At 42.5% G+C, this 14627-nt stretch carries 12 protein-coding genes; all 12 read right to left on the bottom strand.

Annotation, left to right across the window (positions count from 1 at the left end):
* Window positions 1-83 precede the first annotated feature (83 nt).
* Window positions 84-4394 (bottom strand): PolC-type DNA polymerase III, encoded by a 4311-nt coding sequence (locus tag GK047_RS06060; protein WP_163942586.1) that lies wholly within the window; start codon window positions 4392-4394, stop codon window positions 84-86.
* Window positions 4395-4479: 85 nt separating this feature from the next.
* The gene (proS, locus tag GK047_RS06055) at window positions 4480-5928 is read right to left on the bottom strand and encodes a proline--tRNA ligase (protein WP_163943706.1); all 1449 of its coding nucleotides are present in this window, start codon (window positions 5926-5928) and stop codon (window positions 4480-4482) included.
* Between the two features lie 101 nt (window positions 5929-6029).
* A complete protein-coding gene (gene rseP, locus GK047_RS06050) occupies window positions 6030-7289 on the bottom strand; it encodes an RIP metalloprotease RseP (protein ID WP_163942583.1) in 1260 nt (419 codons plus the stop codon).
* Window positions 7290-7539: 250 nt separating this feature from the next.
* Complete coding sequence (locus GK047_RS06045; RefSeq protein WP_163942580.1) at window positions 7540-8688, bottom strand: 1-deoxy-D-xylulose-5-phosphate reductoisomerase; 1149 nt, start codon at window positions 8686-8688, stop codon at window positions 7540-7542.
* A gap of 21 nt (window positions 8689-8709) precedes the next feature.
* Window positions 8710-9504 (bottom strand): phosphatidate cytidylyltransferase, encoded by a 795-nt coding sequence (locus tag GK047_RS06040; protein WP_163942578.1) that lies wholly within the window; start codon window positions 9502-9504, stop codon window positions 8710-8712.
* Window positions 9505-9588: 84 nt separating this feature from the next.
* The gene (locus tag GK047_RS06035) at window positions 9589-10362 is read right to left on the bottom strand and encodes an isoprenyl transferase (protein ID WP_163942575.1); all 774 of its coding nucleotides are present in this window, start codon (window positions 10360-10362) and stop codon (window positions 9589-9591) included.
* 66 nt (window positions 10363-10428) lie between these two features.
* A complete protein-coding gene (frr, locus tag GK047_RS06030; RefSeq protein WP_163942572.1) occupies window positions 10429-10983 on the bottom strand; it encodes a ribosome recycling factor in 555 nt (184 codons plus the stop codon).
* A gap of 3 nt (window positions 10984-10986) precedes the next feature.
* Window positions 10987-11712 (bottom strand): UMP kinase, encoded by a 726-nt coding sequence (gene pyrH / locus GK047_RS06025; protein WP_163942568.1) that lies wholly within the window; start codon window positions 11710-11712, stop codon window positions 10987-10989.
* A 91-nt stretch (window positions 11713-11803) separates the two neighbouring features.
* Window positions 11804-12454 (bottom strand): translation elongation factor Ts, encoded by a 651-nt coding sequence (gene tsf, locus GK047_RS06020; protein WP_163942566.1) that lies wholly within the window; start codon window positions 12452-12454, stop codon window positions 11804-11806.
* A 106-nt stretch (window positions 12455-12560) separates the two neighbouring features.
* A complete protein-coding gene (gene rpsB / locus GK047_RS06015) occupies window positions 12561-13259 on the bottom strand; it encodes a 30S ribosomal protein S2 (RefSeq protein ID WP_163942563.1) in 699 nt (232 codons plus the stop codon).
* A gap of 249 nt (window positions 13260-13508) precedes the next feature.
* Window positions 13509-14000 (bottom strand): hypothetical protein, encoded by a 492-nt coding sequence (locus tag GK047_RS06010; protein WP_163942560.1) that lies wholly within the window; start codon window positions 13998-14000, stop codon window positions 13509-13511.
* On the bottom strand, window positions 13993-14592 hold the full coding sequence (locus GK047_RS06005) for a hypothetical protein (protein ID WP_205516318.1): 600 nt from the start codon (window positions 14590-14592) through the stop codon (window positions 13993-13995). Before GK047_RS06005 ends, GK047_RS06010 begins: the two co-directional genes overlap by 8 nt.
* Between the last annotated feature and the right edge of the window lie 35 nt (window positions 14593-14627).

Below are 14627 nucleotides of genomic sequence, written 5' to 3'. Positions count from 1 at the left end.
TTGGGATAACGTATTTCAAAAGAAATCTGTGCCATTAGTATTTACATGCAAAGCTCTTTTAAGAACACTTTTCTACATGAGACTTAAAATAATGACAATTGATTGGATTCAGGTAACCCACGGAAACATCCCATAGACGAAAGAAGCTCGATGACTGTCTTAGACGCTTTCGATCGACTTTGGAAATCTTCGACAGACAAGAAGTCACCTTGGTCTTTGGCAGCGGCGATATTTTTGGCAGCATTCTCGCCAATCCCCTGCAAGGCTGCAAATGGAGGAATCAATGCATTCTCATCAATGATAAATCGACTCGCATCGGACCTATAAATATCAATCGGCTTGAAACTGAAACCGCGGGACGTCATTTCAAGCGCCATCTCCAGAATCGACACCATCGCTTTTTCCTTAGGGAGAGCTTGGAAACCCTTCTCTTCAATCTCAACTAGCCGTTTCATGATTGCATCATAGCCTTGGCATAGCAGCTCAAGATCAAAATCAGCCGCTCTTACACTAAAGTACGTGGCATAGTATGCAATCGGATGATATACCTTGAAAAATGCCGTACGAACTGCTGAAATAACGTAAGCGGCGGCGTGCGCCTTTGGAAACATGTATTCGATGCGTTCACATGATTCAATGTACCAGGCAGGCACATTACATTTCTTCATTTCATCTTTCCACTCATCCGTGAGCCCCTTGCCTTTACGAACACTCTCCGTGATTTTAAAAGCAAGCCCTGCGTCCATTCCCGCTTTATAGATCAAATAGAGCATGATATCATCACGACAGCCGATAACTGTTTTGATGTTGCATATCCCTTTCTTAATAAGCTCTTGCGCGTTGCCAAGCCATACTCCGGTACCGTGAGAAAGCCCGGAAATCTGCAGTAAGTCCGCGAAGGAGCTCGGCTGCGTCTCTTGGAGCATCTGGCGAACGAACTTCGTTCCCATCTCGGGAACACCATAAGTAGCGACTGGAGAACGAATTTGATCAGGTCTCACACCAATCGCTTCTGTTGAGTTAAATATACTCATTGCTTTGGCATCATTCATCGGAATGGTTGTGGGATCGATTCCTGTCAAATCCTGAAGCATCCGCATCATTGTAGGATCGTCGTGTCCAAGAATATCGAGTTTCAGCAAGTTAGCATCAAATGCATGATAATCGAAATGAGTTGTCATCCACTCGGAATTTTTGTCATCCGCAGGAAACTGCACAGGCGTAATATCATCTACTTCCATATAATCGGGAACTACAACGATACCCCCAGGATGTTGACCCGTGCTGCGCTTCACACCTGTACAGCCTGAAGCAAGTCGGCTAATTTCTGCTCCGCGCCACTTTTGCCCTTGTTCTTCCTCGTATTTCTTCACAAAACCAAATGCCGTCTTTTCCGCTACTGTACCAATCGTACCGGCACGAAACACGCTTTTCTCTCCAAACAGGGTCTTTGTGTAATTATGTGCTACAGGCTGGTATTCGCCTGAAAAGTTCAAGTCAATATCGGGAACCTTATCCCCTTTAAAACCAAGGAACGTTTCGAATGGGATATCATGTCCATCCCCTTTTAAATTACCTCCACAGTTAGGACAAACTTTATTCGGAAGGTCAAAGCCGCTTGGGACGCTACCGTCCAGAAACCATTCACTATGTCGACAAGAATAGCAGATGTAATGCGGTGGTAACGGATTCACTTCAGAGATTCCAAGCATCATCGCAACAACGGAAGAACCAACGGAGCCCCGAGAACCAACCAAATAACCATCCTCATTTGATTTTTTCACTAGTCGTTCCGAGATCAGATAGTTCGCAGAGAAACCAAACTTAATAATCGGAACAAGTTCTTTCTCCAAACGAGCAATAATTACTTCTGGTAGTTCATCGCCGTAAATACCTTTGGCCGTCTCATAGCAAGTAGTGCGAATTTCATCGTCGGCGCCTTCTATGATGGGAGTGAACAGCTTATCTGGGAAAAGCTGAATTTCCTCAAAACGGTCAGCTAAGTCATTCGTACTCCGAATAACGACCTCGTGAGCTTTTTCTTCACCAAGAAACTTAAATTCCTCCAGCATTTCTTTGGTCGTCCGGAAATGTGCATCCGGTTTCTTCATTCCCTTAAGCGGGCTGAAACCTGTTATACCGTTAATCGTAATGTCCCGACAGACTTTCTCTCTAGGATTAAGGTAATGAACATTGCCAGTAGCAATGACTGGCTTACCCGATTTGTAGCCAATTTCACAGACGCGGCGCACAGCATTCTCTAGGTCACCTACACTGCCAACCAAACCCTTATCAACCAAATGCATGTTATAGCTAACAGGTTGGATTTCGAGAATATCATAGAATTCAGCCACTTGCTCTGCTTCTTCCAGTGATTTATTGAGTACCGCTTCGAAAAACTCTCCTTTTTCGCATCCAGAGGTTATTAGAAGTCCTTCTCTTAGCTCTACTAAAACACTTTTTGGAATACTTGCTGTCCGTTGTAAATACTTTGTGTGAGATAGTGAAATAAGCTTGAATAAGTTTTTCTTCCCTACAGCATTAAGCGCATAGATACAGCAATGAAACGGACGTTGATTCGATAAATCTTTGCCTACATAATCATTCAATTTTGTTAGGTTCATAATTTGCCTATCTGCTGCTTCATTAATTAAATGATAAAGCACGTACCCTAACGCAATCGAGTCATCAATCGCTCGGTGATGGTTATCCAAGCTGACTTTAAACTTATCTGACAGGGTATTCAACCGATGGTTTTTCATCGACGGAAATAGAAACCGAGCCAGTTCCAATGTGTCGAGCGCTGAATTGTTAACCTCTGGGAGCCCCATCCGTTTCAAATTGGTTTGTAAAAAACCCATATCAAAACGTGCATTATGAGCCACTAAAACGGAATCCCCAATAAAATCCACAAATTTAGGAAGCTCTTCCTCAATATCTGGTGCATCTTTGACCATATCATCATTGATATTCGTTAACTGCTGAATGTTATACGGAATTTTCTCATGCGGATTGATAAATGTTGCAAAACGGTCTATTTCTTTCCCATCCTGCATCTTGACACCTGCAAGCTCTATAATTCTATTATTTGTAACAGATAACCCCGTTGTCTCCACGTCAAAAATCACGTAAGTTCCTTGCTTTAAATCCACATCGCGCGGGTTCATGACAATTGGAACCGAATCATTTACGACATTTGCTTCCAACCCAAATATTACTTTAATGCCATGCTTTTTAGCTGCTTTTCCTGCATCCGGATAACATTGAATATTACTGTGATCTGTAATAGCGATAGCTTTATGGCCCCATTTAGCCGCCATCTTGACATACTGGTCCACGGGAGTGAGTCCATCCATCGTACTCATTGACGTATGCAAATGAAATTCAACACGTTTTTCCTTGGCATCATCCATACGATCTTTCGGTCCCATCACTTCGTTAAGGTCATTAGGGATCATAACAAGTTCAGGGATTGGCATAAAGCGATCATACTCCACTTTACCGCGTGCCTTTATCCAAGTACCATTCGCAAGCAAGCTAAGTATTTTAACGTCGTCCTTCGTTTTTGCAAAAACTTTCATTGACATTGAATCCGAGAAATCTGTCAAATTGAACGTAAACAACGTATTACCATTCCTTAGTTCCTTAACTTCCAAACCGAACACTGTCCCCTGAACGGTCACTTTCTTCTCTTCCTCTTGAATATCCTTGAGCGGAGTAGGAACCTCCTTTATATCATAACCAATGACTAGTTTGAGATCAGTATCCGGAAGCGACGATGCTTCTTCCTCCTGCTCAATCGACATCATGATTTCTTGCGTGACACTTCGCTCATCTTGTGTTCTTTGCTTTGCAAATTTCTCATATTCCGCTTCAATTTCACTTGTATCACTAACGGCATATTTAACTGTCAGCTCAGTTTGAAAAAAATTATGGAAAAAGTTACGAATAAACATATCAATATTCTTTTTCTTAGCAAGTTCAAGCCCGATCTGATCAAGCATGATTAGTGTCAATGCATTTCCTTGAACGTCGACTTTGGCCTTACTCATCCAGCCATTAATAGACACTACTTCACGCTGCAGCCATTCCATAAAGAGACTCCAGTATTCATCAACTAACGCAGAGGTCTCCGCTTGCTCAAACCGCCAGATAAAGCGTATTTTCGCGATTTGGGCAAATTTTTCTTGAATCATTTTACAAAAAGAGCGGTAAATGTTATGAGGCACCAATTCATTTTTCACCAAATAAAAGGTCCAGTCGCGATTTTTCCGGCTAATTTCTACTTGCTCGATGTACCCTTCCGCAAAAAATGACCGTACGGTATCGGCTGGAATTTCGGCTTGCTGCATCAAAAGCTCAAAGCGATTCCGTTTATCAGCCAAATTACTCATGAATTTCCTCCCCAAAAAATACGAAGGGCAATGGAGATGTTGCTTCCGTTGCCCTCATGTTTATTTAAATAAAATAGCGACTACATTAATAGCTTCTGCCGAATAAAACAGTATGTTGTGATGCTTCCCCGCAAACAAGGCAAGTGGACTTCGTTTCCGAAGGGTTGAATGGAATATTTCGACTTGTTGCGCCAGTCTCTTCTTTCACTTGCGCTTCGCATGCGCTCGATCCGCACCAACCAGCCAAAGCAAAGCCACGTTTGCTTTCTAAAAATGTCTTGAATTCATCAATCGTATCAACAGCAATATAGTGCTCATCACGGAACTGCTTTGCTTTATCATACATCTGCTGATGAATCTCAGCAAGTAAATTCTCTATTTCTTCTACGAAGTTCACTTGAAGAACAACCTTCTTCTCTCCACTTACACGGGATACAAGAACGACTTGTCCATTTTCCATATCACGAGGCCCTAACTCAACACGAATCGGCACGCCGCGCATCTCGTATTCGTTGAATTTCCAACCAGGACTTTGATCTGCACGATCGTCCACTTTCACGCGAACACCTGCTTTTTTCAACTGAGCATACAATTCGTCAACACGACCGATGACTTGTTCTCTTGTCTTAGGTGGACCAATGGGTATCATAATTACTTGGGTTGGAGCTACTTTTGGTGGCAGCACTAGACCGCGATCGTCACCATGCACCATGATCAGGGCCCCAATCAAACGAGTACTCACCCCCCATGAAGTTGTATGAGCAAATTGGTGCTGATTCTCGCGATCCAAAAATTTGATATCGAATGCGACGGCGAAATTAGTCCCCAGATAATGGGACGTACCTGCTTGAACCGCTTTGCCGTCTTTCATCATGGCTTCAATCGAGAAAGTATCAAGTGCACCTGCGAACTTCTCAGATGGCGTCTTCTGTCCAACGATAACTGGAATAGCTAAGAAGTTTTCTGCAAAATCACGATAAACCTCAAGCATCTGCATCGTTTCTCGTCGTGCATCCTGCTCATCCTCATGTGCCGTGTGCCCTTCTTGCCAGAGGAATTCAGTCGTACGAAGGAATGGCAAGGTTCGCTTTTCCCAACGTACAACATTCGCCCACTGGTTAATAAGCAGCGGAAGATCACGGTATGAGTTAATCCATTCGGAATACATATGACCAATCATCGTCTCCGAGGTTGGACGAATCGCCAAACGCTCCTCAAGCTTTTCTCCGCCTGCTTCGGTTACCCAAGGTAGTTCAGGATTGAAGCCTTCAACGTGCTCTTTTTCTTTTTGAAAAAAGCTCTCAGGAATAAATAACGGGAAATATGCATTCCGATGCCCCGTTTCTTTAAAACGACGGTCAAGATCACGTTGAATATTTTCCCAGATCTCATAACCGTCTGGTTTGAATACGATACACCCACGTACGGGAGAGTAGCTCATCAAGTCAGCTTTCTTAATAACATCTATATACCAACGTGAGAAATCCTCACCTTGTGGTGTAATTTCTTTTACAAATTGCTTATCTTTAGACATATCCTTTGACATAAAATCCTCCTATGCGTTTTACATGAAGAAAACTTGCAATGATCACCATCTAAGTGAGCTCTCAAAAAAACTTATTTCCTACATATTGCTTACCCCTTAATCAAACGTAAAATGTCATTATAAGTAACTGCAACCATAAGCAGCATCAATAATGCAAACCCAACAAAATGAACCATACTCTCACGATTAGGATCAATCGGTTTCCCACGAAGCGCCTCAAGTCCCATAAACAGTAATCGACTGCCATCTAAAGCCGGAATCGGCAACAAATTAAAGATTCCAAGGTATAGGCTAAGTGTAGCCGCCCAAGAAATTAAATATGTCATTCCAAGTTTTGCAAACTCAGCAGATACCTGCGCTGTACGTACAGGACCCCCCAAATCGTCAAGCTTAAATTGGAGCAATACTAACTTCTTCAAACCAGTCACAATACCTATTGTTGTGCCTACAACTTGTTCGTAAGTGCCTGACAGCACTTCACTAAATGAAGCACTCCTGCGATCTCCAGAAATAACAACACCTAATTTCCCTGAACCAGCTTCCATTTCGGGAGTAACTTGCAGCGTAATCGGATTCCCCGCACGATCCACAACCCAGGTCATTTCTTTGCCTGCGGACTGTTGAATTGCTGTTACAAGTTTTTCACGATTGTCTCCAATCGGCTGACTGTCAATTGACATTATAATATCGCCTTTATGAAGCCCTGACTTTTCGCCGGCTTTACCCGATACAACAGAATCAAGTTTCACATTCGTAAACACACCTGACATGATAACCACAATAAAAAACAAAACAATCGCCAATAAGAAATTCATCACGGGCCCCATAACAATGGCAAGCGCTCTTTTCCCCACTGACTTACTGCCAAATTGCCGATCGTAAGGCGCAATTTGTGTTTCAGTTCCTTTGGTTACCATCATCGCGTCAGGTTCGACTGGGTAGGTGACCGTTTCTCCATCTACGTCAAGGGTAACCTTAAGACTTCTATCTAGATCAATTTGTTCGACGACCCCGATAATGACATTAGAACGACGATCTAATTGATCCAAATATAATGCAGTTACCTGATCCATCTTGTTCAATTGAATCGCAATTGTTTGTCCAGGGTTTACTTGAACGATTTCTGGATCTTCTCCAGCCATACGAACGAACCCGCCAATAGGAAGAATACGTAACGTGTACCTGGTCTCCCCTTTTTTATATGAAAAAATTTTGGGTCCAAAACCGATAGCAAACTCTCTTACAAGAATACCCGCTCGCTTTGCAAAGTAAAAATGACCCCATTCATGAATCGTCACTAGAACAAAAAACAACAAAATAACTTTCAATCCAACTTCTATGGCTGACAAGTCGTATTTCCTCCTTAAAGTTTTCGTAAGAAAACTTGCATCGTAAGCATCTTATTTGGGCTTATCGTCAAATAATGGGCGACATGATCTTAGATTACCATTATTGAACGACTGAATACAAGCTGTCCCCTTTTAGCACAGTATACGATAGTGGAGTTTCATTTAGACTTTCATGTACGCTGCCTAGACGCTCGAAAGATTAAAAAAAGAGCTGAGCCAAAACAAGCTGACCAAAGCTCTCCTTTCTTCATTAAAATTGAATCGATGTTGCTTGAGCTCTCGCCCATGCATCCTGCTCTTGAATGAGTTCCAGTGTAGGATCTGCGTAAGACAGATGTTTCTGAAGAACAGATTCAATTACTTCCTCAATTTGTAAAAAGGTAATCTCGCCTTTTAAGAATCGAGCGACCGCGATTTCATTCGCAGCGTTAAACACAGTTGGTGCGGTACCTCCTTGCCTACCGCTTTCATAGGCCATACGTAAGCAAGGATACCTATTGAAATCCATCTCGCGGAAGTTCAATTTACCAATGGCCGACAAATCTAAGCGCTTCGAAGGTGTTGTAAACCGCTGCGGGTAAGTTAACGCATACTGAATAGGTACACGCATATCTGGATTTCCTAATTGAGCAATGACACTGTTATCCACAAACTCCACATAGGAGTGTATGACACTTTCAGGATGGATCAATACATTGATTTGATCATAAGTCAGATCGAACAGCCATCGCGCTTCGATCACCTCAAGCCCTTTGTTCACCATCGTAGCTGAATCTATCGTAATCTTAGCGCCCATCGACCAGTTTGGATGCTGCAAAGCTTGATCGACAGTAACCCCTTCCAATTCGCTTCGCGTCCGATCTCGGAATGAACCACCAGAAGCGGTTAGTGTAATTGTTGCCACTTGATTGCGATTTTCCCCATTTAAGCACTGAAAAATGGCAGAATGCTCGCTATCTATAGGCAGTAAAGCAACCCCTTTGCGTTTAACAGCACTAGTTATGATATGGCCAGCGCTAACGAGCGTCTCTTTGTTCGCTAGACCAATGTGTTTGCCAGCTTCAATAGCGGCCATCGTAGGCTTCAGCCCCTGGCTACCTACCAAAGCAGTCACAACCACATCCGCTTCTGTTGAAGCGGCAACTTCAATAAGCCCATCATCACCGAACACGATTTTGGTTTTTGAGGAAACCTGTTGAGCAACCTCATCTGCTAAAGCTTTTGTGGCAACCGAAACTAGTTTGGGTTGAAACTGTTTTATTTGTTCAACAATAAGTTTCGTATTGTAGCCGGCCGATAAGGCTTCAATTTGGAATCGTTCTGGAGCATTCGCAACGACGTCCAATGTTTGCGTACCAATCGAGCCTGTAGATCCCAGGATCGCAATGCGTTTCGTCATAATCCACCTCGTAAACTGCGATTAATGGGGAATAATTCCGAGCCAATGAATAAATGGAAATACAATCAACCAACTATCCATTCGATCAAGTACTCCACCGTGCCCAGGAAGCAGCGTTCCTGTATCTTTAATTCCTTTAACACGCTTATAAGCAGACTGAATCAAATCGCCAATTTGCCCTACGATCGCGATAACGAAGCCAAGAAATAAAGCTTTCCCGATCGAAAGAAGATCAGGTGCATACCACGTAAATGCTAGTGCGACGATCATTGAGATGACGATACCGCCTACAGCACCTTCAATCGACTTCTTAGGGCTTATTTGAGGCCATAGGGGGTGCTTCCCAATCTTTGAACCGACAAAATAGGCTCCTGAATCCGTTGCCCAAATACAAACGAAAACTAAAATCGTCCAGAACAAACCATGATCGGGTAATCGTGTAGAAATCATATAATAAAACCCAAGTCCGATGTAGATTGCGCCAAGCAATAGGATTGATACTTGGTCAATGGTGATCTTATTCTTTGAAGCAACTGTAACAAAAAGCATTGAAAACATAGCTAACCAGATCACTGCTGTTGAACTGATAGGAAGCGATATTCCCATCATTTCCCACGGGATAACAAGCAGGAGTAACGTAACTAGTCCAATAAGAGAAGAATATTTGTAGGCCGTGAAGCTATTCATTTGAACATATTCCCTATAGCCTATTATTGAAAGCAATACAATCAAACCTGCGTACCAATACCCACCTAGCACTAATAACGTGATAAAAATAACACCTGCAATAACGCCTGTGACGATCCTCTGCTTCAAGTTAGAATCCTCCTAGATGTAAAACTTCAAATCGCGACCTATACACAAATAGGCGGGCTCTCAGGAAGAGTAAGTATAGCGTAATTACACGCCGCCGTACCTTCTTGCACGACGTTGATATTCAGCAATAGCCTGCAAAAATAACGCTTCTGTAAATTCAGGCCAGTACGCTTCCGTAAACCAGAGTTCGGAGTACGCTAATTGCCACAGTAAAAAATTACTTAAACGCAGCTCGCCGCTAGTACGAATTAATAGATCTGGATCCGGCAAATCTGCAGTCAACATATAAGAAGAAAACCGAGCTTCATCAAGTTCATCTGGCTGTAACTTCCCACTTTGAACATCACGAATAATGTCTTGAATCCCAGCGATCATTTCTTTACGACCACCGTAATTCAGAGCAAAATTCAATATCAGTCCTGTGTTATGTTTCGTTCGTTCGATTGCCCCTTCTATCGCTTTGAGCGTATAGTCTGGTAGCCCCTCACTCCAACCCGTCATGCGAATTCGGACATTATTTTCGATTAATTCTTCAATCTCTAAAGGAAAGAACTCCTGCGGAAGCTTCATTAGAAATTCGACTTCTTCCTTGGGTCTCTTCCAATTCTCAGTTGAAAATGCATACATGGTCAGCACTTTCACGCCAATATCACTGGCCGCCATTGTTATTTTCTTTACATTCTTCATGCCGGAATGATGGCCAGCTACTCGAGGTAACCCTCTCTGCTTTGCCCAGCGCCCATTGCCATCCATGATGATAGCCACATGTGCAGGCACATTATCCAAATCAATATCAGCGAAATCAGATGATAGCTCTTTGGAGCCTTTTCCTAACCATTTTTTTAACGGATTGAGCATGATTTATTCCTCCCATCTAGGGAAAGATGAAAAACCCCCAGCGAATACCCGGGGGGCATATCTATCTTATACTTCCATAATTTCTTTTTCTTTACCAGCTAAAACCTTTTCAACTTCAGCCACGAATTTGTCCGTGAATTTCTGAATATCTTCTTGATGCTTACGGGACTCATCTTCTGATATTCCAGCTTTTTCGAGCTTTTTAACTTCATCGTTCGCATCGCGGCGGATGTTGCGAATAGCTACCTTAGCTTCTTCGCCGAATTTTTTTGTCATTTTCACTAGATCAGCACGACGTTCTTCCGTTAAAGCAGGAATCACAATTCGAATCACTATTCCATCGTTTGAAGGGGTAAGACCAATATCCGATTTCATAATTGCTTTCTCGATTGAGCTCATCGAACTCTTGTCCCAAGGTTGAATCAGCAATGTACGTGAATCGGGCGTCGTCAAATTCGCAAGTTGATTAACCGGAGTCATAGCTCCGTAATATTCAACTTGAATACGATCTAACAAAGAAGGAGTCGCGCGACCCGCTCGCAATGAAGTCAAGTCTCTTTTCAAAGCGCCAATTGCTTTCTCCATTCGATCTTCTGCGTTCTTTTTTACTGATTGCGGCATGTTTTAAACACTCCCTTTAACTGTAGTCCCAATTTTCTCGCCAAGGACAACGCGTTTGATATTCCCTTTTTCAGTAATCGAAAACACCACCAACGGGATGTTATTATCCATACATAGGGAAGAAGCGGTGGAGTCCATGACACCAAGATTATTACTAATTACTTCCATATAAGTCAAAGTTTCATACTTTTGGGCTGACGGATCTTTAAATGGATCAGCCGAATATACGCCATCCACTTTATTTTTAGCCATTAAAATGACTTCCGCCTCAATTTCAGCAGCTCTTAATGCCGCTGTCGTATCTGTGGAGAAATATGGATTCCCAGTACCTGCGGCAAAGATTACAACTCTGCCCTTCTCCAAGTGACGCATGGCTCTTCTACGAATGTAAGGCTCTGCAACCTGCTGCATAGTGATTGAAGATTGGACCCTTGTAGGAACTTCAATCGTCTCGAGTGCATCCTGTAGAGCCAGGGAATTCATAACAGTTGCTAACATGCCCATATAGTCCGCTGTCGCACGGTCCATACCTTTCTCGCTTCCAGCAATCCCTCTCCAGATGTTACCACCACCAACAACAATGGCAACTTCCACGTTTAACTCGACAACATCCTTAACTTGTTGCGCGATCGAGGTGATGACTTCAGAATCGATGCCGTAGCCTTGCTGTCCAGCTAAAGCTTCCCCGCTTAGCTTCAGTATCACTCTTTTATAAAAAGGTTGCTCCAACGCGTATACCCTCCATTTCAATAGGTGAACAGATAGTGCTCAGTAGCTAAAAAAGAAGGAACACCAAGTGTTCCGTCTTTGGTCTTACGTATTAAAGTTTAACTTGGGACATAACTTCTTCTGCAAAATTTTCTTGTTTTTTCTCAAGCCCTTCACCAAGTGCGAAACGCACGAAACGACGGATTGAGATGTTCTCGCCGATTGCAGCAATTTTCTCATTCAACAATTGATCAATCGTTTTATCTGGATCTTTAACGAATTGTTGCTCCATCAGACAGAACTCTTCGTAGTATTTACCAATGCGGCCTTCAACCATTTTATCAACGATTTTTTCAGGTTTACCTTCGTTCAAAGCTTGGTTGCGAAGAATTTCTTTTTCTTTTTCCAAAGCTTCTGTCGGAACTTCTTCACGACGTACATAGGTTGGGCTTGCCGCAGCGATGTGCATGGCAATGTCTCTGCAGAAAGTTTTGAATTGATCTGTTTTACCTACAAAGTCCGTCTCACAGTTAATCTCAACAAGAACGCCCACTTTACCGCCAGCGTGAATATAAGATTCAACTGCGCCTTCTGTAGCAATACGTCCTGCTTTATTAGCAGCTGCTGAAAGACCTTTCTCACGAAGCAGCTCTCCTGCTTTTGTCAAATCGCCGTTCGCTTCTTCAAGCGCTTTTTTACAATCCAACATACCTGCGCCTGTTTTCTCACGTAATTCTTTTACTTGTGCTGCCGTAACTGCCATTGATAGAAACCTCCCAAATTATTATATGTAGTGAATTCTACTCTTTAAAAAAAGGGTGGTGACAGGCTGTTACACCTTCCAACCACCCTTCTCACACTCTTATAAATTAAGCTGTTGTTTGCTCGCCTTGGTGTGCCTCGATAACAGCATCAGCAATTTTAGCAGTCAACAATTTCACTGCGCGAATCGCATCATCATTACCTGGAATCACGTAGTCGATTTCATCTGGATCGCAGTTAGTATCTACAATACCAACGATTGGGATACCCAATTTGCGAGCTTCTGCAACAGCAATACGCTCTTTGCGAGGATCGATGATAAACAAAGCACTAGGTAGACCTTTCATGTTCTTAATTCCACCTAGGAATTTCTCAAGACGATCTTTCTCTTTACGGAGAATGATAACTTCTTTTTTAGGAAGAACTCCGAATGTACCGTCTTCTTCCCATCTTTCAAGGGTTTTCAAACGGTCAATACGTTTTTGAATCGTTTGGAAGTTAGTCAATGTACCACCCAACCAACGTTGGTTGATATAGTACATACCACAACGCTCAGCTTCTTCAGCAACTGAATCCTGAGCTTGTTTTTTTGTACCAACGAAAAGAATTGTACCATTGTCTTCGGAAACGGATTTAACAAAGTTGTATGCTTCCTCAACTTTTTTAACCGTTTTTTGCAAGTCAATGATGTAAATACCGTTTCTTTCAGTAAAGATGTACTTGTCCATTTTCGGGTTCCAACGACGAGTTTGGTGACCGAAATGTACGCCAGCTTCTAAAAGCTGTTTCATGGAGATAACTGCCATCTCCAATCCCTCCCTTAAAATGGTTTATTTGGTATCCGCCGCCTGTCGCATCTTTATATAACACTTACCAAGGTAAGCACCATTATATAAATTGACGGGCGTGAGTTTTTAACACCGAGAATAAATATACCACAACTCAAAAGCCTATGCAACCTTTTACCATGATCGTTCTGGTGACCGTAATAATTGTTAATTATTTAGAAAAAGCATACAAAAACAGACCACAAAAGATCGCTTTGTAGGTCTGCTTTATTGAACAGCAATTAAGTTTGCAACAACTTGCTTCATATCCAAAACCCCTTCAAACACATGAGGGCCAACTTGAATCTTGAAATTCCCGCCTTGTTTTTCTAATTCCGCGGTGAACGCCTTGCGATCTGAAATAATACCTGTTTTTATAAGCAATTCGGTAACCGCAGTAGCATCAAGATTGGGTTGGACATAAACCACAATTTTCGTTTGTTGTTGAGCTTGAGGCTTGGAGGCAAGCAATTTGTCGGTTTCTTCCTTAAGCTTTGTTTTAACCCCAGCATCAAAATCAGCTTGTGTAAAGAGTTTAGTCTCCTTATCAAACACTTGATAGTACTTGGAAGCCTGTTCCTTGAGTTTCAAGGGATCCATCTCATCAAATGTCGTACCAGGACCTACCGCTGCAGGGCGAGCGCTCATGATCTGCAGGAGGAGAGCTCCAACAATAATACCTGTACCTATACCTAAAAGATAAGATCGGTTCTTAAACACGGGACTGTTCCTCCTGTCTGGATAGTTGAAGGATCAAACTTACCTCGCCTTTATTCATATTCAGCTTCTTTGCTATCGCTTCTACACCTTTGCCTTGGTCATATAATTCAAATAGTTCAGCGTACCTGCTCTTCATGCTCATATCAGCGAAGCTAGACCCTTGAACTTCTTCTGACTCCAGAGCAGACTCTTCTTTCATTAAAAGAGCTGCTGCTTGCGTTTGAAGATGACTATTCAATGCAGTCAAGGATGCCTCGGATACGGTTTCTGAACGATTGGAAGTCTCAGAGGTCCGTAAATTCAATTGTTGATTCACATGCACTTTTGTCAACTCTTGAGACAGTTCATACTTTTGCTTTTCTAAGGATTCAAGTCTCCCGCCAAGCTTTGCAAGTTCAACTTCATAGTCTTGTTTAGTTCGGGAGAACAAGTCGAGAAGCGCTTGGTTCTGCTCGTCCATTTCAGCGGCAAAATGCTCAATCGTCTCCTCGATTTCTTGAACTACGTTAGGTTTTGCTGAAGAATTTGCCTCTTTCTTCGGAATGAATCTTGCATAAACAATGATCACAAGACCCAGAAGGACAATATACATCCAAGGCTTCATATCCAATTTGACTCACCTTTTTC

The organism is Paenibacillus sp. SYP-B3998 (genome assembly GCF_010820665.1).
GTDB lineage: Bacteria > Bacillota > Bacilli > Paenibacillales > NBRC-103111 > Paenibacillus_E.
The sequence above is the reverse complement of the archived record's forward strand: the minus strand, read 5'-3'. Positions and strand labels throughout refer to the sequence as shown.